The following is a 20,729-nucleotide window of genomic DNA, read 5'->3' as shown; positions in this document are numbered from 1 at the left end:
CTCGATACGTTGCCGTATACACACTTTCCAGGCGTGCTCCTTCAGCCTCTCGGACACCTCACCAAATTTTGTGCCGCTGTGATTGCGCTTCGCTATCAGCACCGGACGGGGCGAGAATATAGAGGTTTCAGGTAAAACGGTCAAGCTAATTCCTTCAAAAACGTTTCTTTTGGTTGTTTTATCCACAAAAAACGCCATCATCTACGTTTATCATCCAATTTAAAAACAATGGCTTAATAAACAAATTATTATACGCAACATTCATAAATTTGATTTACATCTACCCTAGGGGCAGATCGGCGGAGTATGGTTACTGCTAGGAGCAGTGGTTGAAAGACTATCCGGACCACTAATTGTTGTCATCACAAATGGATGGTACTTAATTTCATGCCTAATCAGATAAAAAGCCCTAATGGGTCACGACTACGTCCGTTTAGTGCCATGGCCGAAGCCTGCATTAAACTTCCTTATACTAAAGCCCGTTTCTCACGGGATCTTATCGCTGGGATCACGGTGGGCATTATTGCCATTCCACTGTCAATGGCGCTGGCCATTGCCAGTGGTGTTCCCCCGCAGCAAGGTTTGTACACCGCTATTATTGCGGGTTTGGTGATCTCGTTAACGGGCGGCTCACGCTACAGCATTTCCGGCCCCACCGCCGCATTTGTGGTGATTTTGTTCCCAGTCGCGCAAAAGTTTGGCTTGGGTGGCCTATTGATGGCCACGCTAATTTCGGGGATTTTCCTTTTATTAATGGGACTTGGGCGTTTGGGGCGCTTGATTGAATACATCCCACTGCCCGTTACCTTAGGATTTACCTCCGGTATTGCGATTTCCATTGCGACACTGCAAATTCGCGACTTTTTCGGCCTCAGCATCACGCATTTGCCAGAAAGCTATCTGGCAAAAATTCAGGTGTTGGCACACGCTATGCCGACACTCAATCCGGGCGATACACTGGTTGGAGTCGCGACGCTCGCCACGTTGTTACTGTGGCCGCGTTTACGCCTGCCTATCCCAGGTCACCTACCCGCCGTGCTGGTTGGGGTGGCCGCCTCATTTTTGATGATCCACCTCGGTTACCCAATTGCGACTATCGGCAGCAGCTTTAGCTATCATTTAGCTGACGGCACCGTCGGCCAAGGCATTCCGCAAATCCTGCCGCAGTTTATGTTGCCGTGGCAGTTACCGGGGCCAGATGGTAATCCGGTGCACTGGAACTGGCACACCTTGAGCGCGATTGTGCCGGTGGCATTTTCTATGGCGATGCTGGGAGCGATTGAGTCACTGCTGTGCGCCGTCGTGCTCGATGGCATGACCGGTACCAAACACCACTCAAACAATGAGCTGATCGGCCAAGGCATTGGTAACCTGCTCGCGCCGTTCTTCGGTGGGATCACCGCTACCGCCGCGATTGCCCGTTCTGCCGCCAACGTGCGCGCGGGTGCCACTTCACCGGTGTCAGGGATCGTGCATGCGTTAGTCGTGCTGCTGGCTTTGCTAGTACTAGCACCATGGCTCTCTTACCTGCCATTGGCTGCCATGGCCGCATTGTTGCTGATGGTGGCGTGGAACATGAGTGAGATCCACAAGGTGATTCACCTGATTCGGCGTGCTCCGCGCGGTGATATTACCGTGATGCTGGTCTGTACCAGCTTAACGGTGCTGTTTGACATGGTGATCGCGATTACTGTCGGGATCGTGCTGGCGTCACTGCTATTTATGCGTAATATCGCCAAGATGACACGGGTATCGCCGGTTGTCGTAGCCGAACCGTTGCAAGACAGCACCGCGGTGTTTCGGATCAACGGTCCTCTGTTTTTTGCTGCGGCAGAGCGCGTATTTAGCGAACTGACCGAACAAGCTGAGGGAAAACAAACCCTGATCCTGCAGTGGGACGCCGTCTCGGTACTGGATGCGGGGGGCTTAAACGCACTGATGCACTTTATTGAACATATCCAGCCGGAGCAGCGCCTGATTATCACCGATGTGCCATTCCAACCGCTGAAAACGTTGGCGCGCGCACGGGTGAAACCGGAGCCTGGAAAACTGGAATTTATGCCATCGTTGGAAATTGCATTGCAAGAGCTACGCGCCGAACAAGAGTCGCACAGTCTGTAATCGCGTTCAGTACGCGCAGCTTAGCGAGTCGGTGTAAACCTCTCAGCGCCAGCAAGTTTGGCAATAAGTGAATTGGTAATAAATGAATCAGAAATCAGTGAGTCGGTAACAAATAAAACAGCCCGCAGCGAATGATCGTCTGCGGGCTGTTTTTATAGCAAGTGATCGCTTTACGGTATTCTTTCTACCGAGACTGCAACGAGGCCGCAAACTCCAGCATGCGATTGAGCGGGATCAACGCCTGACGACGCACATCTTCATCCACTTCAATCTCATGAGCCGCAGAGCCTTCAGTCAGCGCCGAATAAATCGCTTCGAGACCATTCATCGCCATCCACGGGCAATGTGCGCAGCTGCGACAAGTCGCGCCTTCACCGGCAGTTGGGGCTTCAAACATCTCTTTATCTGGGCAGGCTTGCTGCATCTTGTAGAAAATGCCGCGATCAGTCGCCACAATCAGCTTTTGCTGCGGCAATTCGCGCGCGGCTTTGATCAGCTGGCTAGTGGATCCGACAGCGTCCGCCAACGCCACCACCGACTCCGGCGATTCTGGATGCACCAAAATAGCAGCATCAGGGTGCAACGCTTTCATCTGCTGCAGGGCTTGCGCCTTGAACTCATCATGCACAATGCACTCACCTTGCCAGCAGAGTACGTCCGCGCCAGTTTTTTGCTGCACATACCGCCCCAGATGGCGATCTGGTGCCCAGATAATTTTCTCGCCCTGCGCATCCAAATGGTCGATCAGTTCTACCGCAATACTGGATGTCACTACCCAATCCGCGCGCGCTTTTACCGCCGCCGAGGTATTGGCGTACACCACCACGGTGCGATCCGGATGAGCATCGCAAAATGCCGAGAACTCGGCTTCCGGACAACCCAGATCCAGCGAACATTCCGCGTCCAGCGTCGGCATCAACACGCGCTTTTCTGGATTAAGGATCTTGGCGGTTTCCCCCATGAAACGCACCCCCGCCACCAGCAAGGTTGAAGCCGGATGATTATTGCCAAAACGCGCCATTTCCAGCGAATCAGCAATACAGCCACCGGTTTCTTCAGCCAGTGCCTGAATTTCAGGGTCGGTATAGTAGTGAGCCACCAGCACCGCATCTTTTTCCGCCAGCAGGCGAATAATTTCTCGGCGATAGAAGGCTTTTTGGTCATCCGTCAGAACCCGAGGTTTGGGCGGAAACGGATACACGGACAAACTCGGATCAAAAATCTGGCTCATGGCTTCCCTACTCTGCGTAAACGTTAGCGGGCGGAGTATAGCGCGAATGTATGCACTATGTCCGCCCGCAATAACATCACGATAACCGACTTTTATGGGTCGGTTATATCAATCTGCTGACTACATCCCAGCCCAGAGTAAAATGGCCAATAGCTGCGGTGAAATAATCCGCATAAACATCACCAGTGGATACACCGTGGCGTACGACAGCGCACTCGCCCCACAAGTCGGATGCATCGCATTAGCAAACGCCAACGCTGGTGGATCAGTCATGGAGCCGGCCATCATCCCGCACAAACTCAGGTAGTTCATCTTGCCCACTTTACGGGCCAGAAAGCCGACAATCACCAACGGAATAAAGGTGATCAGCATGCCGTACAGCATCCATGAAGGGCCATCGCCGTGGATCAATGTATCGAAGAAATCCCCACCGGATTTCAGTCCTACCACCGCCAAGAACAGCACAATCCCGATCTCACGCAGCGCCAAGTTGGCACTCGGTGGCATAAACCAGTACAGCTTACCAATGCTGCCAATCCGCGCCAAAATCAGCGCCACCACCAACGGGCCGCCAGCCAGACCTAATTTCAACGCCGCAGGGAAGCCGGGGATATAAAACGGAATCGAGCCTAACAACACGCCCAACCCGACCCCGATAAACACCGGCAGCATCTGCACTTGTTGCAGCTTTTGATGCGCGTTACCGACAATACTGGTCACTGCATCGATGGCATCTGGACGCCCCACCAGATTCAGGATGTCACCAAATTGCAGCGTACTGTGTTCGGTCGGCAACAGCTCAACGCCAGCACGGTTCAGACGCGATACCACGACATCGTATTTCTCTTTCAAATCAAGATCGCGCAGCTTCTTACCCAACACAATTTCGTTGGTCACCACCACCCGCGCCACTTGCAAATCAGTACCACGAGTCGACAGCGAGGTATCCACCTCTTCGCCCACCACCAGACGCACGCTATTAAGCGCAGCCCGCTCACCTACCAAGTGCAGTAAATCGCCCATTTGCACTGCAGTGGTTGGTTTTGGTACTAAGAGTTGATCGCCACGCTTAAGGCGTGAACAAACCACGGTTTCTGAATCCAGACTCGGAATATCACGCAGCATCAGCCCATTAAGGTTGCCATTACGCACCGCCACGTTCATGGTAGACAAGCTTTCGTGCACCATGTTGGTCTGATTTTCAAAATCCTGTGCTTCTTTTTCGATATTAATGCGAAAGAAGACGCGCACCAGCCACATCGTCAGCAAAATACCGCAGATCCCGAACGGATAGGCAATCGCATAGCCCATCCCCATCATGGTTGTGACATTCGGCGCCGCGCCAAGCTCTGATAGGATTTGTTGCCCCGCACCCAAAGATGGCGTGTTAGTCACCGCACCGGAGAAAATACCCAAAATAACCGGCAGCGGGATATTGAAAATTTTGTGCAGCAACGCGGTGACCACGCACCCAAGCAGCACCAGCAGCATGGCAAATGCGTTGAGTTTTAAACCGGATGTGCGCAATGAGGAGAAAAAGCCCGGCCCCACCTGAATACCGATGGTATACACGAACAAGATCAGCCCAAACTCCTGAATAAAATGCAGAGTATGTGGATCCAGTTCAATGTTGTATAACCCGACAAAGTGGCCAACAAAAATGCCACCAAACAATACGCCGCCAATGCCTAGCCCGACACCATAAATGCGCCAGTTCCCCATCCACAGTCCGAGCACTGCAACCAGCGACAGCAGACTGGTTGTAAGTGCGATATCACTCATGGTCAATTCCTTCTGTTCATGATCACGGTTATGTTCCGATAAAACCGCACAAGCTGAAACAATTCAGCATTGGTTCTATATTGCTTCTTATTGTGTGCTGAATACAAGCGCATAGCTGTCGAACAGCGCACAATTTTGCATCAATGATTGACAGCAGAAGCCTGAACTGCAAAGAAAAATTCCACGAGGATAAAATCGTGGATTCAGCCCGAGAGGGTTAGTCCAAAATAGCCAGTGGGTAGAGCGAAAAACTAAAATCTACGCGCCAAAACCATGCTCAGTGGAGACTGACACGGGGGACTCGTGCCCGATGAATTCGTACTCGATGAAAACTAACTATATAAAGACTAACTCGATAAAAGCTAACTCGGCGAACACGAAGAAAAAGGCCGCCAATTGGCAGCCTTTTTTCACTGAGCGTCAAGTAGGAAGGATATTGTCACGCTTATTGTTTCAGCGCCGCGGCGCTATACACCGTTGGTTTACCCTGCGTCAGTGCAATTTCCACGCGCCGGTTTTCCTTACGATGCTGCTCCGTGTCATTAGGCACTAAAGGCTGGGTATCGGCCACACCTTGCACCACTATACGGTTCGGGCTCATGCCTTTTTCATCCAACATCCCTAATGCCACTGACGCTGCACGCTGGGCAGACAAATCCCAGTTGGAACGGAACAGCTCACTGGGTGGTGGCGTGCTGTCAGTATGACCGGTGACTTTGATCTGACCCGGTACATCTTTAAGTATTGAGGCGATTTTCAGCACCAACGGTTCAAACTTAGGCTGTAAATAGGCCGACTCAGCTGCGAACGATGCACTTTCATTCAGCCGAATGATCACCTGCTGACCGAGGGACTCAATCTGCATCGAGCCATCTTTAATCTGCTGCTGAAACTCGGTTTGCAAGTTTTTCACCAGCTGCTGATGCTCAATTTCGGTTAACTGCCCCATCGCTTGCTGGCTCTTCGCATCATCGGTTGAGGAGGAAGACTCCGGCAACGGGATCGCCTCGGAAGCCGAATCGCGATCGCTTTCCAACACCTTGGAGGTAGCCAGTGAACGTGGCAAGCTCTCAATCACCGACGGTGCCGCCTGAGCCAGCTCTTTGGTGCCCACGGCATGATCAATGATACCCGTACCGCCATCCAGCACCGGGGAACCACGCGGTTTAGAGATAAATCCAATCTGCCCAAACGAGTCGATCAATCCTTGAATCATCGCACGCGTAGTCGTTTCCTTAGTCATGGCAAAGGCATACAACACCACGAACAGAGCAAACAACAACGTCATGTAGTCCGCATAGGAGACCAACCAACGTTCGTGGTTTTCGTGGCCCCCATCCCCGCGGCGTTTTCTTCTGGCTCTGGCCATAAATGTTCTCTTCTCTATTTTCCGCTAAATTTCTTTTTTAGTCGGCTAATGGTCTAGCGATGTATAGCTTCGATATGTATAGCTTCGCTTTGCAAATCCGCCGTTCAAATTACCAATGGATCACTGTAACTCTTCGGTATACACATCCAAACGCTGACGAATTTGATGTGGGCTATGCCCTTCAGCAATGGAATACAGCGCATCCACACTCATGATTTTGAAGTTATACAGATCATGGGCAAACGCTTTATAGCGGTTGGCAAATGGCAGCAACAGTACGTTGGCAAAGGCCACACCGTAAATGGTGGCGATAAACGCCACCGCAATCCCAGCACCCAACTCATCAGGACGATCCAACAGACCCATGGCATGGATCAAGCCTAATACCGCGCCGAGAATACCCATCGTTGGGCTGTAACCGCCCATAGATTCGTACAGCTTGGCGGTCTGCTCAATGTCGTACTGTTCTTTTTCAATTTCAGCTTCTAAGAGATCATAGAGCGCGTCTTTGTCGACACCATCCACCAGCATTTGCACGCCTTTGGCGGTAAAAGGATCGGGGATCTCTTCAATCATCGCATCCAGAGCCAAAAAGCCTTCTTTGCGCGCCACACTGGCCAGTTTCTCCAGCATTTCGGCTTGAGAGAAAAAGTCCATACGCAGCGGGATCACCAACCAACGAAAACGCTTGAGGCTGCGCCACATGACATTGAATGGAAACTGCACCATGGCCGCACCGACGGTACCGCCGACGACGATCAAAAATGCCGGACCGTTCAGCAACGCCGACGGATGACCGCCTTCAATTAAGTTCGCCCCCAAAATACAAATCAGGGCAACAAAAAAACCAATGAAACTCACATCAAACCTCTGTGCTCGTCGTCAATAATCAGGCTGTTGGCGGCACAGAACGCAGGATCCCACATTGCGATCACCCTGTCCCCATACCGATTCGTACGATAAATTTGTACTCTCTTCTTTTGATATCGCAGTTTTACGCGAAAACTTGAGCACAAAAGCGGTAACAGTCGGTAAACAGCGAGCCAGAGCGCTTTTTTCTGCTGCAATGCAACCAGACAGGACTACCTTTTACGGGCAGTTATCTTTACTATGACCCGTTATATTGCAGTTGTTTTCAGGCAGGTACAGAAGAACACCATGAGCAGTCAGGCACAGGATACTTATTACTTTTACGATTTTGAGACCTGGGGAACCCATCCGGCGCTCGACCGACCGGCACAGTTTGCCGGTATCCGTACCGACAGTGACTTCAATATCATCGGCGAACCGCTGGTGATATATTGCAAACCCACTGATGATTACTTGCCCCATCCAGAAGCAGTGATGATCACGGGGATCACCCCGCAAGTGGCTCTGGCGCGGGGAGTCAGTGAAGCTGAATTTGCTACGCTGATTCACGCACAATTTAGCCAACCACGCACCTGCACAGTGGGCTATAACAATATCCGTTTTGATGATGAGGTAACGCGTAATATTTTTTACCGCAACTTCATCGATCCGTATGCTTACAGCTGGCAAAACAACAATTCGCGCTGGGATCTGCTGGATGTGGTGCGCGCCTGTTATGCGCTGCGCCCTGAAGGGATCGAGTGGCCAGAAGGTGACGATGGTCTGCCGAGCTTTAAGCTGGAAAAATTGACCAAAGCCAACGGCATTGAACACACACAAGCGCACGATGCGATGTCTGACGTGCATGCCACCATCGCGATGGCGCGTTTGCTACGCCAAGCGCAACCGAAATTATTCGATTACTTCCTGACCCATCGCCACAAGCGAAAAGTATCGGGCTTGCTGGATCTGGTGAATATGGCGCCGCTGGTGCATGTGTCCGGCATGTTTGGAAGTGCGCGCGGCAACACCAGTTGGATTGTGCCGCTTGCTTGGCATCCAACCAATCAAAATGCCGTGATTGTTTGTGATCTGGCCGGTGATATCACCCCGCTACTGACCGCCGATGCCGATACCTTGCGCGAAAAGCTCTATACCGCCACGGCTGATTTAGCGCAGGGAGAAAGCCGCATCCCACTCAAACTGGTGCACATCAATAAGTGCCCTATTTTGGCCCCCGCCAAAACCTTGCTGCCAGAAAATGCCGAGCGACTGGGCATTGATCGCGCCGCCTGTCTGCAAAACTTACAGCGCCTCAAAGACGCGCCAGATTTGCGCGATAAAGTCGTCGCCATCTTCGCTCAAGAGCGTGACTACCCCGCACAAAGCGATGTGGATGCACGCCTGTATGACGGCTTTTTCTCAGATGCTGATAAGGCCGCGATGCAAATTATCCGCAGCAGTGCGCCTGAAGCGCTTGGCTCACTGGATTTGCAATACACCGATGATCGCATCGCTCCCCTGCTGTTTCGTTACCGCGCGCGTAACTTCCCACAAACCCTGACTCGGGAAGAGCAACGTGAATGGCAACAACACCGCCAGCAGGTGCTGACCGAACAAGCGCCGCGCTTTACGCGTAGCTTGGAAGATCTGGCTAATCTGTATGACGATAACGCAGAAAAATTGGCATTGCTCAAAGCGTTGTACGATTACGGCTGTCGTCTGGTGTCTTAACTGTTAAGATTGCTGGTGTAATGAGCAAAAGCGACATTTTGTAGCGCGATGCTCATTACACCCGTAACAAGTAACACAGCAGGAACCCTTCCGATTACTGCTCAACGAACTCCATTAATAACAATAAACTGATAAAAGGTGTGGCCCGTAAAGAGTGCCACGATAACTATGCCACAACTATTCTCTGGGCCAGTTCTTGCTGCGTTGGCCTTCGTACTCTGGGGCATCACGCCTCTCTTCTACCGTTTAATCCCCGGTGCCGATGCCATTGAGCTGCTGGCGCAACGTCTGGTTTGGTCCTTACCGCTACTGCTATTAGCGCGTTTACTGATCAAAAATCGCACCTCGTTCCGTGAAGTCTGGCAGGATAAAAAATCCCTGTTCGGCTGTCTGCTGGGCGGGATCGTGATGTGTGTTTCCTGGACCGCCTTCACCTACGCCATCACCCACGATCAGGTTTTGGCCGCCAGCTTGGGCTACTTTATCAACCCTCTGTGCTCGATTGCGCTTGGCGTGATTTTCTTGAGCGATAAGCTGAGTCGGTTCCAACAATTGGCGGTCGTTCTGGCGATTGTCGGTGTGGGCTACCAAGTGTGGCATTACGGTGAACTGCCGTGGTTGGCCATTTTGATGGGCGTCGCTTTTGCAGTTTATGGTCTGATCCGTAAGCAAGTGCGCTATGACTCGCTGACCGCGCTCAGTGTGGAAACACTGTTCCTGTTCCCGTTTGCTTTGGTGTGCGCACTCTGGTTGCTATTCAGTGGCAACAGTGTGCTGCTGGATGCCGATAACGTTACCCGCGCGGGATATATTCTGAGTGCGCCGATCACGCTGGTACCGCTGCTGCTGTTTGCCTTAGCGGTAAAACGCACCTCGTTGACGGTGGTCGGTTTGGTGCAGTATATCGAGCCATCGCTGCAGTTTATTCTAGCGGTGCTGATCTTTGATGAACCGTTTGATGTGGTCAAAGGGGTGAGCTTTAGCTTTATTTGGGCCGGTTTGATTTTCTGTGTGGCGGAGATGATCTTTAGTCACTGGAAATACAAAGGCGTCTTGCGCGAAAAACATCAGCCACGAGGCTGATTAAGCGTAGGCTAGTGCTTAAAATCAGCACGTAAAATGTAGCGCTCAAAATAACAGATACAAACGGCGTCGCTTATCAATCTAGCAAGCGACGCCGTTTTTTATTCCGCAAGACTATACCGTGACGTTATTTAGCAACGAATGTTATTCCGCGGCAATCGGGCCAGAAGTGCCGGCATCACGATCCATCCATTTATCTTCGTCTTTTAAGCGACGATCGCCTTGGATGCGGTACACCAAGCTGCCCTGATGGAACTCCAGCGCGCCATCACTGCGTTTAGCTTTCACCTTCTCGCCGTTCACCCACACATGCTCTTGCTTATCGACGCGAATGGTCGCGACGGTATCCCCACGATCATTTTTAGCCACCCACTGCCCAGTATAGGGATGCGCAGGATCAGCCGTTGCCTGTGTGGTTGGTGCAGCCGCTTCTGCCGTCACAAAACCGGCTTTGGCATTTTCCGCCTTGCTCTTGTTGATATCACAGCCTTGCAATTCGCTCACCTGCGTACAACCTGAATGCTCCAGCTTTTGCCGATATGCTTCGCTAATGGCAAACGCAGGCGTTTGACTCAACATCACCACGCCCGCTGTAATCATGACCCATGCTTTCATCGCATTGCGCCCCTTGCTACCCATAGACTGATCGCTCGCCGCTCTGATTGAATACGCTTTCGCTACACACGACTCAACGGAGCTCCCAACCATCAACTATAGCGTATTTTTATACTCAAACAGCGCCCAAGAAGCGCATTGATATGATGTATTTATAACGCAACGCTTGCGCGCTCAAATCTGCCTGAATACGTAAAAAAAACCGCAGTCCAAAGACTGCGGCTTGATGTTTATTTAACGCTGTCAGCACTTATTGTTGCTTGTCTTGCTTGAGCCCCATCGCATCACGCATGGTGAAGAACAAGTCCGTTTGGTCAGTCAGACCCACAACGTTCGCCGCACGTGGACCATAGGCGGCAACGCGCAGTTGAGAGCCGGTATGCTCTTGTGACTCATCGGCTTCCGCTGTGCCATAGCTGATCGCCATCACGGCACCATCTTTGGTATTCAGGGCTTGAGTCAGGCCCGGCGCTTTGGTGTCCGGTGCTACGATTTGGCTGGAGTGCGCGTGGTCAGCGGTCACAATGACCAAGGTGTTGCCATCAGCACGGGCAAACTCCAGTGCCTTTTGTACCGCTTCATCCAGATCCACCGTTTCACCAAATTGGCCACACGGGTTCGCAGCGTGATCTTGTTTATCGATCGACGCGCCTTCAACTTGCAAGAAGAACCCATTTGGATTGGTTTTCAGCAAATCGATGGCTTTTTCTGTCATATCAGCCAGATTCGGCACCGATGCGCTGCGCTCTGGATTCGCGGTACAGGTCACCGCCGGTTGGTCTAAGTTGCCATGATAACTGGCTTTTGGACCTTTCCAGCGTACTGGCATATTACCGTCAGAGAACAGGCCTAACAGTGGCATTTTTTGATCGGCAGACTGCACTTTTTTCAGATCATCGAGCGTTTCGACAATCACAAAGCCCTGCTCTTGCGCCTGTTGACGCAGCGTTTTACCTTGGCCGGCACCGGCTTTGCTTACTTCGCTGAAGGTCTTCATCCCGCCGCCTAAAGTCACATCAGGGCGAGTTTGCAACATTTGTTCGGTAATCGACCCCTTACCGCCATTTTCCAACGCATTGGTTGGGCACAGTTTGCTGGTCGCTTCTGGGCCATAGCATTTACGCGCGGTCACATGCGCCATCATCGCGGCAGGAGTTGCGTCTTGTAATTCTGCGGTGGAGACGTTACCGGTGCCTTTACCCGCCGCCTTCGCCAGCTGCATCAATGTGGTGTGTGGCTTTTCATGGATATCAACACCCAGCGCACCATTATAGGTTTTCACGCCCGAGCTCCACGCTGTAGCCGACGCCGCGGAATCCGTCACATAATCTGGCTTACCGGTCTTTTTATCTAACGCGTAGTGAGTGTACTGACCAGTCAATGGCAGCGCATCAATCCCAGCAAAGAAACCACCGGCGCCGTTAGCATAATTGCGCGCTGCGGTAATTTCCGAGTCGCCCATGCCATCGCCAATCAGCAGAATCACGTTTTTCACCTGCTTGTCGGACAGCGAAGCGCGCAGTGCTGCCGTTTGCTCTTCGGTCAAACGGCGAGCACCACCAAACTGGGTCACATCACCTTGGGCGGCACGATGTTCGATTTTGGGGCCAGCGGCATGTGCCTCGGCCGCTTGCGCAGAAGCGCCACCACTTAAGGACAATAATAGAGCACTGGTAAGCAGGGTTAACGGGAAACGAACGGACATGCTGATAAATCTCCATATAAAACAAAATCCTGCCGGTAACTCTCCGGCTGACCCGCTGAAAGATAACGAGATGTCATTACGTTTTTGTGGCGGTACGATAACAGTTTTGTGTTGTGCCGCAGAAAGGCGAATAATGTAAACCTGTCAGATTCATTGACCATTTATTCTCAGGGAAGACATATGAATAAAGCTGGATTTTTAATGCTGGCCGCGCTGCTTAGTACCACGCTGGTCAGCACATTACACCCCGTTCATGCCGCACCTACATCTACCGCAACAGCACCATCTGTATCCGCGGCGCCCCTGCAATTTGCGGGGCAAACTTTTGTGCATCGCTGGTCGAAAGACAATCAGAATGAATTTACGCCGCCAGAACAAACCGATTTATCGGCTTGGCATGAGATGGTGACGATCAACGTCTATCCCACCGTGCATGATGGCGAGCAATTGGCACAGCTGAGCAATGCGGTACTGGCCAATTATCAGCAGGCGGGGAAAATTGTCCGCGTTAATTCTATTCCGGCCACAGCGACTAAACCCGCCGAACACTTGATTGTGGCAATATTAGGCGCGCCGGGCGTGTTGGAAACGGTGTTTGCACGCGCAATGTTGGTGGATGGTACTGGCATATTCATCGTCTACTCACGACGCAGTTATGACAATGCAGAGAATAGCCAGAATGCCGCACTCGAAACCGGCCAGTGGCTACAAGCGCATGGTGAAGCTACAGAGAAGCAATTGATGAGCTGGTCAGGTTACCCAACAATTACAACACTCAAGGCATTGCCGCAGAGCTTGTAACATGTAATAGCAACGCAAATTGACAAGAAGAGAAGCAGGCTAGCCACTCACGCAAAAAACGGATACGAAAAGAAGTATGTTCTGGTGGGATAAAATTAACTGACTCGCGATAAGAAAACGGCTTTGGATTACTACCCAAAGCCATTTGCTTTCATTACTGATTATACGGATTGCCTACTGACAACACCGGCAATACCTTGTGCAACACCAACATCGCTTAAACCGCTTCTACAGCCTCACGCGGCAGTTTCATGCGTGCGAAATAATTACGGGTTTCGGCAACCACCACATGACGCAGTCCAACTAGCGCAATTAGGTTGGGGATCGCCATCAGGCCATTGACGATGTCCGCCAAAATCCAGATGGTATCGAGTTTCAAAAACGCACCCGATGCCACCAGTAGGATAAAGATCCACCGGTACGGACGGATCCCTTTAGTACCGAACAGATAGGTTACGCAGCGCTCACCGTAGTAGTTCCAGCCCAAAATTGTAGTAAAGGCAAAGAACATCAGACCGATGGTCACCACCCATTGCCCCAGCTCATTCAAGCCGGTCGCAAAGGCCGCATTGGTCATCGCTGCGCCGCTGAGTGGCGTATTCCACACGCCAGTCACCACCAAGGCTAAACCGGTCATCGTACAGATCACCAAGGTATCGATAAAGGTACCGGTCATCGAGACCAAACCTTGACGCACTGGCTCATTAGTACGTGCCGCAGCCGCGGCAATCGGCGCACTGCCGAGGCCGGATTCGTTAGAGAACACACCGCGCGCAATACCGGATTTCATCACCTGCTGAATGGTCAGACCCAGCGCACCACCCACCGCAGCATCAGGGTTAAATGCCGATGTCAGGATCAACATCACCGCATCCGGCACCTTATGGTAATTCACCATCAGCAGCAGCACAGAACCGGCCACATAGAACAGCGCCATAAACGGAACTGTCAGCTGGGCAATGGCTGAAATCCGCTTGATCCCGCCAAGGGTAACGGCGGCGACTAAGCATGTCAGTACAGTGGCAGTGATCCAAATAGGGAAACCAAAGGTATTTTGCAGCGATTCGGTGATCGCATTGACCTGCGGGAATGTGCCGATCCCAAAGAACGCCACCCCGATACCAAACACCGCAAACAGCGACGCCAACCACTTCAGGCCCAGCCCTTTTTCGATGTAATACATCGGGCCACCCGCCATCTGACCATTGGCATCTTTCACGCGGTATTTCACGGCCAGCAAACATTCGGCGTATTTGGTGGCCATGCCAAAGAATGCCGCCATCCACATCCAAAACAGCGCACCCGGCCCACCGGCTTTGATTGCCGTGGCTACCCCAACAATATTACCGGTACCGATAGTGGCAGACAGCGCGGTACAGAGCGCAGCAAAGGCACTCACATCACCCGCACCTTGGCCCGGCTCGGAACGAAACATATAGGAAAATGCACGCGGCAGAGAGAAAATCTGGATCAGGCGCAGACGTACTGTTAGGTAAACACCGGTTCCCACCAGCAGAATCAACAGCGGCGCACCCCAGACAAAATTATCGATGGTTTGCAATACGGATTGCAGGTCAAACACAACATTCCTCCTTAAGGGCGATAAAGCTGACCGTTTTAGGAGGAGAAACAGATATGTGGTCGTTTACAGCTGATGAAAAAACTCATAACACAACGCAGACTGCCCTTTCGGCCAGCCTTCCGCACATCTCTTCCCCTGTCCTTTTGCCTGAGCGTTTGAGTGGCGGGAGCCACCTTGCGCCTTCGGCGTCCAACTCAATGGATCTCTCCAAGGGCTCGTCCAGTAACAGTCCCTGCTGTTGAATAACAGCGCCTGAAAGATTTACTTCTTCGGCGTGGAGTCGATTCTCCACTCTCCTGATACCTTCATCCGAACTTTCATGTTTTCCGGTTGTCACCAGAAACGTTTTTAGTCTATCAACCTGCTTTTGCCTTTGTCTATACATCACAGAAAAGAAATGATGATCAAATTACTACACTCATTTGTGCGCTAGCACGCAGATAAGCGTGGGTGAGTGACAGTGAGTATGCTAATGTCTGACAGATCCCTACGCCCATAATCCGACACAATTAATTTGTGTGATCTATGGCACATCCTATAGAATAATTGTATGATGATTTCAGGTTAATGAGTGTTGTCTAATCTTATGTCACAGTACGTCAGCAATGTATGGGGCTATGCCCGAGCCTTTGTACTTATTTTTGCGTGTTTATGGGTGGGAAACAGCCTGTCTGCTTGGCTGCATCTTAATATCCCCGGCAGCATCATCGGTATGCTGGTGCTGTTCATTCTGCTCAGTCTGCAGATTGTGAAAGCCGATTGGGTGAAACCGGGATGTTATCTGTTTATCCGCTATATGGCGGTACTGTTCATTCCTATCGGTGTCGGTCTGATCAACCATTACCGTGATCTCTCCAGCAGCATGGGGGCGTTTTTGGTCTCCACCACCGTCAGTACGCTGATTGTGATGACTGCGGTATCCGTGGTGTACCAACGCATTCACGCTAAATCCGATTTGATGGCCGGTACGCCAGATGCACCGGAAACGGTCGAAGCGGAACAGCCAAACGTAGCAAACAGCAACAAAGCGGATCAGTCCGCAGCACGTGGTAACGGAGAAAAATGATCATGAACTGGTGGCCTTTACCTCTGACTTTAGCGGTATTTTTCGCAGCCCGTTGGCTGGCGACCAAAGTCAAATCACCGCTGATGAACCCGTTACTGATTTCGATGATTGTCCTGATCGGTTTTCTGGTCGCGACCGGTATTCCTTACGATAAGTATTTTTCCGGTAGCCAGTTACTGAACCAGTTATTGCAACCGGCGGTAGTGGCGTTAGCCTTTCCGCTGTATGAACAGTTGCACCAGATTCGTGCACGCTGGAAATCCATTATCGGGATCTGCTTTTTAGGCTCTCTATTTGCAATTGTCAGCGGGACTGTAATTGCGCTGTGGATGGGCGCTTCGCCACAAATGGCCGCCTCCATTGCGCCTAAATCAGTGACCACACCCATTGCGATGGCGGTGGCACAAAACATCGGGGGTATTCCAGCGATTACCGCTGTTGCCGTTATCTATGTGGGTTTGCTGGGCGCGGTGTTTGGCCACATTTATATGCGTTGGCTGAAAATTCGTCATCCTTCTGCTCGCGGTTTGGCGATGGGTAATGCTTCTCACGCCTTAGGTACTGCACGCTGTGCGGAAGAAGATTATGTGGAAGGTGCGTTTAGTTCACTGGCACTGGTGATTTGTGGTGTGATTACCTCACTGATTGCGCCTTTCATCTTCCCTGTGCTGGTCAAATTGTTGGGATAAAGGCTCTTCCCTATTCCATGTTTTCTATCCCCTATTTTCACTCCTAGGGGAGTAGAGCGTGCTAAAACAACGCACGCTCTACACGTAAGAATGCTTCACTGTCTCATTTTCTGGTCATTCTGGTCATATTGGCTGTTAGTTTGAGTTTTTTATTTTGAGATGAGTGTTGGGCAATCAGGTTACGGTTGAACTCCCGCATACCCTGCCCGTATTTCAGCGAAATCATCTTGTTGTTTCATAGCCTCCTTCTAGGAGGCTTTTTTTTGGCCGTCAGACTTTGACCACGACAGCGCACACAAGAACTTTTCATGTGTATGGCTCAGGATGTTTGCACCATTTCTGGCTTTGGTTTGCCCAGCTATACTGCTAAATGCCTATAGATCCATTAACTCATCACGTGCAGCCGCCGGTTTATCTTGGTGAAGACATGGAGGAATACGTGCGACAGATCTCACATCATGAAATGCAATAACACGCAATTGCATAGTTAAGTGATCTTAATCACGCTTTATTGCATGGCATATCTCTAAAATCCTGATCCCATCAATAAACAGGAGTACAAAGCGGATGCAAGAGAGAATTAAAGCCGCCCTTGCCAACCTGCCTGCGCCGTTATCTGCCGCATTAACCCCGTATTTATCAGAAACTGGTTTTGCTGGCTGGTTGCGCGCTGAAGACGTTTCCGCTATTTGTTCGGTAACCGGACTGGATGTACCAGCGCTGTCATTGGCGTTATTGCCCGTTGCAGCCGCCTACTCTGTTGCCCCTATTTCAAAGTTTTATGTTGGCGCGATCAGCCGTGGTGAAAGCGGTAATCTGTATTTTGGTGCCAATATGGAATTTGCCGATGTTGCGTTGCAACAAACCGTGCATGCCGAACAAAGTTCCATTACCCATGCGTGGATCCGCGGCGAGAAAGCCCTGACTGACATTACGATCAACTATTCGCCATGTGGTCACTGCCGCCAGTTCATGAATGAGCTAAATGCTGCGCCAGATCTGAAAATTCACCTGCCAGAGCGTGCACCAAGTAAGCTGTATGATTACTTGCCGGATGCATTCGGCCCGCGCGATCTGAACATCACCACCTTGTTGATGGATGCCCAAGATCACGGGATGCAAACTCGTACCACAGATCCGCTGGTCAGTGCTGCGTTAGAGGCTGCCAACCATAGCCATGCGCCTTACAGCCAAAGCTATGCAGGGGTTGCGTTGCAAATGCAATCCGGCACGATCTATCAGGGCATGTACGCAGAAAATGCGGCCTTCAACCCAAGCCTGCCTCCGCTGCAAGCTGCGCTGATCAATCTGAACATGTCAGGTGAATCTGCGGCGAATATTTGCCGCGCGGTACTGGTAGAAAGTCAAACGGCTATCTTAAGTCAGCAAGCGGCAACCGAAGCGACTCTGCGCGCGCTAGGTGTTAGCGAGATCACCTGTCTGCGCGTGTAGTTTACGCCTAGCTTGTAGAGGTTACATTCGCACCTACCGGCTTCGCTCATCCATCGTCACCAAGAACGGCATTGGCCATTGTTGATGACGATGGAGTTTCCCCTCCTGCCGCATATCTTTTCTTCTTTCGTCTTTTTTCTTCAGTACATCCCCTTGGCACTTAATCGGTATCGTATTTTTCGTTATTCGGCACACGGCTGCGTAAGATGGTGGATTTAATCCCTGTCACATTTTTGTGTGCAGTCTGCTGATTTAGCGAACAAACAGTCTAGAGTCGAAAGTCACGGCGGTCTTTTTGCTAGGTTCTGCGCATGAAATCGGTAAACTATCCAGCGTCTGTAAGATGACCTGTTAACCACCCGATTAATTACCGTAGTAGCTTGCCATGACTTTGCGTACACACCGGCCGCTGATAGGCGCCAGTTGGATGATTCTGGCCGGAATGGCCTTTGCAGCCATTAATACCCTGACTCAGTATGTCAGCATTAATATGCACATCCCGTCCACTTCTGTTGCCCTCTACCAATATCTGGTTGCGCTGGTGGTGATGCTGCCGTGGCTGTTAAAAGTCGGATTACGCCGCTCACTCAGTACGGAGCATTTGGGGCAACATATCTTCCGAATTTTCCTGTCGGTGATCGGAATTCAATGCTGGCTTTGGGCGCTCGCCTATCCAATCCCAATTTGGCAAGGTATTGCGCTGATCATGACCTCGCCGCTGTTCGCCACACTCGGCTCTGGGCTATTTTTAGGCGAAAAAGTGGGCGCCGCGCGCTGGATTGCCACCCTCAGTGGCTTTATCGGTGCCATGATCATTTTGGAGCCATGGTCAGATAATTTTCAGCTGATCACCTTACTCCCTCTGGCTGCGGCGTTTTTCTGGGCCAGCTATTCGCTGATGGTGAAAAAGCTGTCACACCATGACTCGCCAACCACCATGGTGGTTTACCTGCTGATCTTGATTACGCCATTTAACCTTCTGTTGGCGCTGCCGGAATTCACCGTACCACAGGGCACGGGCGCAGTAATGCTGGGCTTGGTTGGTTTACTCACCGCCTTTGCGCAGATGGCAATCGCCAAAGCGTACGCCAGCGCGGATGCCTCATTCGTGCAACCGTTCGACAACTTCAAGCTGCCCATTAACGTAGCCGCAGGTTGGTTGGTGTTCGGCTGGGCGCCACCGGGTCGCTTGTGGCTTGGCGCGGCCATTATTGTTGCTGCCACCGCCTTTATTACCCACTGGGAACAACGCGCATCACGCTAAAGATTCAACCCGCGGTTCTGATTCCTCCCGCCTTTGATTAGATAGTCTGGCTTAATCGCAGACTATCTTTTCTGCATATAAAACCCATCATTAGAATATTTGGTTATCGAATAATTAATATTTAACCAAGAATGCAAGCGTAACAATTTGTTTAACCTAAGATTTCATACTTTTTTACTGTCTTTAAAAATAACAGAAAGGATACGATTAATACTCTATATTGGTATTAATCCCTAATAATAAAGATTACTAGTAGAGCTTATGATGGAAAAAAACGTTCATTTGCTGCTAATTACCAAACCATCCTTGCAGACCAGTGCCCTCAGCAGGACATTGCGGGATAAGACTGCTCTACCGGTAAGTGTGCATAACTTATTAAGTCCATTGGATGTTCTTCCTGCTGACTTAACTTTAATGTTGTTCGATTTGTCTGAGATGGATGCAAAAGAGATAAAGCGTTGGCAATATAACCTATTTCAGCATCGTCATGAAATCAAAACATTACTATTCAACATGCCAGAAAGTATAACGTCTGAAGAGATTTTATCTTGGCCAACAATTAGCGGTGTTTTTCGTGACGAAGATAACGAAAACACTCTAACGAAAGGAATTAAGTCAATTATAAACGGAGAGCTTTGGTTGCCTAGAACTTTATCTAGTTTATTAATAGAGCATTTGCGCATACATCAGCGAAGTAGCACAAGTTATCCACAGCTCACTATGCGCGAAAAAGAAATTCTCGAGCAACTTCGCTCTGGTTCTTCAAATTTAGAAATCGCCGGCATGCTGTTTGTAAGCGAGCATACCATAAAGTCACATCTTTATAATTTATTCAGAAAAATCAACGTGCGTAATCGGACACAAGCCATTTACTGGGCTGAAGAGAATCTTAAGCAGTAATAAAGTTTAGCGATAAGACCCTGCCGGAATGAATCTGGCGGATAATAATAAATAACATGCAGAGCCATGACGATGAATTTTATTTACGGAAAAACGCTCGCTACGGCAGGACTGCTGTTCCTGCTGTCCGCATTTCCTGCTCCGCAGGCCTCTGCCGTTGAAGTTGAAATCCCCGGTCTTATAACTAACCGAACCATTACCCCTATCGGTCACGATTTTTATCGTCTATTCAGTGACAAATGGCAAGCCAGCCAAAAAATCAACTTATCCATTCAAGAAAAACCGAGTGCTCGTTGGGGAAGTATAATTACCATAAAGAATGAGCAAAATATTTTATTCAGGACTGTGTTATTTCCAAGCCGGAGAAATCTGGAACAGGTTGTCGATCAGGCGATTACTGTCACCTCTGACAATATGGCCAAGATATTGATCGATAAGGCACTTCTCAAAACCAGCGAACTTGCCGCTGATGAGTTTTAATGGAGA

General features: G+C 50.6%; 18 protein-coding genes and 1 riboswitch. Of the genes, 10 read left to right on the top strand and 8 right to left on the bottom strand.

Annotation, left to right across the window (positions count from 1 at the left end; translation table 11 throughout):
* A partial coding sequence (locus L975_RS18435) for a hypothetical protein (protein WP_218185575.1) occupies positions 1 to 201 on the bottom strand: 201 nt, incomplete at its 3' end.
* 198 nt (positions 202 to 399) lie between these two features.
* Between L975_RS18435 and dauA the strand changes: the two genes are divergently transcribed.
* On the top strand, positions 400 to 2,121 hold the full coding sequence (gene dauA / locus L975_RS07345; protein WP_047707969.1) for a C4-dicarboxylic acid transporter DauA: 1,722 nt from the start codon (positions 400 to 402) through the stop codon (positions 2,119 to 2,121).
* Positions 2,122 to 2,305: 184 nt separating this feature from the next.
* Here dauA and nadA read toward each other — a convergent pair whose 3' ends face one another.
* The 4 genes from nadA to L975_RS07325 form a co-directional block, all read right to left on the bottom strand.
* Positions 2,306 to 3,352 carry a quinolinate synthase NadA gene (gene nadA, locus L975_RS07340; protein ID WP_047707948.1) on the bottom strand — a complete coding sequence of 349 codons (1,047 nt, stop codon included), beginning with the start codon at positions 3,350 to 3,352 and terminating at the stop codon, positions 2,306 to 2,308.
* Between the two features lie 120 nt (positions 3,353 to 3,472).
* Positions 3,473 to 5,134, bottom strand: coding sequence for a putative transporter (locus tag L975_RS07335; RefSeq protein ID WP_010861723.1), 1,662 nt, complete (start codon positions 5,132 to 5,134; stop codon positions 3,473 to 3,475).
* Between the two features lie 445 nt (positions 5,135 to 5,579).
* Positions 5,580 to 6,503, bottom strand: coding sequence for a MotB family protein (locus tag L975_RS07330; protein ID WP_072033033.1), 924 nt, complete (start codon positions 6,501 to 6,503; stop codon positions 5,580 to 5,582).
* A 120-nt stretch (positions 6,504 to 6,623) separates the two neighbouring features.
* Complete coding sequence (locus tag L975_RS07325; protein ID WP_047707947.1) at positions 6,624 to 7,364, bottom strand: flagellar motor protein; 741 nt, start codon at positions 7,362 to 7,364, stop codon at positions 6,624 to 6,626.
* A gap of 297 nt (positions 7,365 to 7,661) precedes the next feature.
* Between L975_RS07325 and sbcB the strand changes: the two genes are divergently transcribed.
* Positions 7,662 to 9,086 (top strand): exodeoxyribonuclease I, encoded by a 1,425-nt coding sequence (gene sbcB / locus L975_RS07320; protein ID WP_047707945.1) that lies wholly within the window; start codon positions 7,662 to 7,664, stop codon positions 9,084 to 9,086.
* Positions 9,087 to 9,254: 168 nt separating this feature from the next.
* Entirely contained in the window at positions 9,255 to 10,169 is a 915-nt protein-coding gene (gene rarD / locus L975_RS07315) for an EamA family transporter RarD (RefSeq protein WP_047707944.1), read from the top strand.
* Positions 10,170 to 10,313: 144 nt separating this feature from the next.
* Here the strand turns inward: rarD and L975_RS07310 are convergent, their stop codons facing one another.
* Positions 10,314 to 10,784 (bottom strand): hypothetical protein, encoded by a 471-nt coding sequence (locus tag L975_RS07310; RefSeq protein WP_047707965.1) that lies wholly within the window; start codon positions 10,782 to 10,784, stop codon positions 10,314 to 10,316.
* A 250-nt stretch (positions 10,785 to 11,034) separates the two neighbouring features.
* Positions 11,035 to 12,489: an alkaline phosphatase gene (phoA, locus tag L975_RS07305; protein ID WP_047707942.1), complete on the bottom strand. Its 1,455-nt coding sequence runs from the start codon at positions 12,487 to 12,489 to the stop codon at positions 11,035 to 11,037.
* Positions 12,490 to 12,669: 180 nt separating this feature from the next.
* On the opposite strand from phoA, the gene L975_RS07300 reads away from it, so the two are divergent.
* Positions 12,670 to 13,290 (top strand): hypothetical protein, encoded by a 621-nt coding sequence (locus L975_RS07300; protein WP_047707940.1) that lies wholly within the window; start codon positions 12,670 to 12,672, stop codon positions 13,288 to 13,290.
* Positions 13,291 to 13,507: 217 nt separating this feature from the next.
* On the opposite strand, the gene L975_RS07295 is transcribed toward L975_RS07300, so the two are convergent.
* Positions 13,508 to 14,872: a sodium:alanine symporter family protein gene (locus L975_RS07295; RefSeq protein WP_230400789.1), complete on the bottom strand. Its 1,365-nt coding sequence runs from the start codon at positions 14,870 to 14,872 to the stop codon at positions 13,508 to 13,510.
* A gap of 125 nt (positions 14,873 to 14,997) precedes the next feature.
* A riboswitch (glycine riboswitch) is annotated at positions 14,998 to 15,093 on the bottom strand.
* A 350-nt stretch (positions 15,094 to 15,443) separates the two neighbouring features.
* Between L975_RS07295 and L975_RS07285 the strand changes: the two genes are divergently transcribed.
* The 6 genes from L975_RS07285 to csgE all read left to right on the top strand — a co-directional run bounded on the left by L975_RS07285 (position 15,444) and on the right by csgE (position 20,723).
* Positions 15,444 to 15,938: a CidA/LrgA family protein gene (locus tag L975_RS07285; RefSeq protein WP_230400788.1), complete on the top strand. Its 495-nt coding sequence runs from the start codon at positions 15,444 to 15,446 to the stop codon at positions 15,936 to 15,938.
* Complete coding sequence (locus L975_RS07280) at positions 15,935 to 16,627, top strand: CidB/LrgB family autolysis modulator (RefSeq protein WP_047707939.1); 693 nt, start codon at positions 15,935 to 15,937, stop codon at positions 16,625 to 16,627. The genes L975_RS07285 and L975_RS07280 overlap by 4 nt, the downstream gene beginning before the upstream one ends.
* 567 nt (positions 16,628 to 17,194) lie before the next feature.
* Positions 17,195 to 18,079 carry a cytidine deaminase gene (cdd, locus tag L975_RS07275; RefSeq protein WP_047707937.1) on the top strand — a complete coding sequence of 295 codons (885 nt, stop codon included), beginning with the start codon at positions 17,195 to 17,197 and terminating at the stop codon, positions 18,077 to 18,079.
* Between the two features lie 385 nt (positions 18,080 to 18,464).
* Positions 18,465 to 19,343, top strand: coding sequence for a DMT family transporter (locus L975_RS07270; protein WP_072033031.1), 879 nt, complete (start codon positions 18,465 to 18,467; stop codon positions 19,341 to 19,343).
* A gap of 264 nt (positions 19,344 to 19,607) precedes the next feature.
* On the top strand, positions 19,608 to 20,243 hold the full coding sequence (gene csgD / locus L975_RS07265; protein WP_177326625.1) for a biofilm master transcriptional regulator CsgD: 636 nt from the start codon (positions 19,608 to 19,610) through the stop codon (positions 20,241 to 20,243).
* Between the two features lie 72 nt (positions 20,244 to 20,315).
* Positions 20,316 to 20,723 carry a curli production assembly/transport protein CsgE gene (gene csgE / locus L975_RS07260; RefSeq protein WP_010861738.1) on the top strand — a complete coding sequence of 136 codons (408 nt, stop codon included), beginning with the start codon at positions 20,316 to 20,318 and terminating at the stop codon, positions 20,721 to 20,723.
* The last annotated feature ends 6 nt before the right edge of the window (positions 20,724 to 20,729 follow it).

It is taken from the genome of Plesiomonas sp. ZOR0011 (assembly GCF_000800945.1).
Classification (GTDB): domain Bacteria; phylum Pseudomonadota; class Gammaproteobacteria; order Enterobacterales; family CAMTGL01; genus Plesiomonas; species Plesiomonas shigelloides.
This window is presented reverse-complemented; position numbering and strand designations above follow the sequence as displayed.

Excerpts from the sequence above, each read along its gene's own strand:
- nadA (WP_047707948.1), bottom strand. The coding sequence starts at position 3,352 with ATGAGCCAGATTTTTGATCCGAGTTTGTCCGTGTATCCGTTTCCGCCC.
- L975_RS07335 (WP_010861723.1), bottom strand. The coding sequence starts at position 5,134 with ATGAGTGATATCGCACTTACAACCAGTCTGCTGTCGCTGGTTGCAGTG.
- L975_RS07330 (WP_072033033.1), bottom strand. The coding sequence starts at position 6,503 with ATGGCCAGAGCCAGAAGAAAACGCCGCGGGGATGGGGGCCACGAAAAC.
- sbcB (WP_047707945.1), top strand. The coding sequence starts at position 7,662 with ATGAGCAGTCAGGCACAGGATACTTATTACTTTTACGATTTTGAGACC.
- rarD (WP_047707944.1), top strand. The coding sequence starts at position 9,255 with ATGCCACAACTATTCTCTGGGCCAGTTCTTGCTGCGTTGGCCTTCGTA.
- L975_RS07310 (WP_047707965.1), bottom strand. The coding sequence starts at position 10,784 with ATGAAAGCATGGGTCATGATTACAGCGGGCGTGGTGATGTTGAGTCAA.
- phoA (WP_047707942.1), bottom strand. The coding sequence starts at position 12,489 with ATGTCCGTTCGTTTCCCGTTAACCCTGCTTACCAGTGCTCTATTATTG.
- L975_RS07300 (WP_047707940.1), top strand. The coding sequence starts at position 12,670 with ATGAATAAAGCTGGATTTTTAATGCTGGCCGCGCTGCTTAGTACCACG.
- L975_RS07280 (WP_047707939.1), top strand. The coding sequence starts at position 15,935 with ATGATCATGAACTGGTGGCCTTTACCTCTGACTTTAGCGGTATTTTTC.
- cdd (WP_047707937.1), top strand. The coding sequence starts at position 17,195 with ATGCAAGAGAGAATTAAAGCCGCCCTTGCCAACCTGCCTGCGCCGTTA.
- L975_RS07270 (WP_072033031.1), top strand. The coding sequence starts at position 18,465 with ATGACTTTGCGTACACACCGGCCGCTGATAGGCGCCAGTTGGATGATT.
- csgD (WP_177326625.1), top strand. The coding sequence starts at position 19,608 with ATGGAAAAAAACGTTCATTTGCTGCTAATTACCAAACCATCCTTGCAG.
- csgE (WP_010861738.1), top strand. The coding sequence starts at position 20,316 with ATGAATTTTATTTACGGAAAAACGCTCGCTACGGCAGGACTGCTGTTC.